Source organism: Streptomyces sp. UF-297, assembly GCF_058245575.1.
On the sequence record NZ_JBSIBZ010000258.1, the window covers coordinates 1 to 440 of the forward strand.

Consider the following 440-nt stretch of genomic DNA (forward strand, 5'->3'; position numbering starts at 1 on the left):
CCGGCCAGCGAGTTCACCACGATGTCCACACCCGCACCGCCCGTGGCAGCCAAGAACTCCGCCTCGAAACCAGCACTTCGCGACGAGGAAATGTGCGCCTCGTCCAGACCCATCGCCGCCAGCACCGGCCACTTCGCCGGACTCGCCGTAGCGAAAACCTCCAGATCCAGGTGCCGTGCGATCTGCACCGCCGCCATTCCGACGCCACCGGCGGCCGAATGTACGACCACCTTCTGGCCGGGGCGTGCACCCGCCAGCTCCGCCAGCGCGTACCAGGCCGTTACGAAGGCGACCGGTACGGACGCGGCCTCCGCGTAGGACCAGGCCTCCGGGATCCGTACGACCTGTCGTGCATCCGTGATCACGACCGGGCCGAATCCGCCCGCGGCGATCCCCATCACACGGTCGCCCACGGCCAGCCCGGACACCGCAGGACCGGT

Annotated in this window: 1 protein-coding gene; it reads right to left on the reverse strand. The window is 69.5% G+C overall.

Annotated elements, in window-relative coordinates; translation table 11 throughout:
• Positions 1 to 440, reverse strand: a 440-nt coding sequence (locus AC4IJH_RS43725) for an MDR/zinc-dependent alcohol dehydrogenase-like family protein (RefSeq protein ID WP_490857600.1), incomplete at both ends; no start/stop codon positions are given.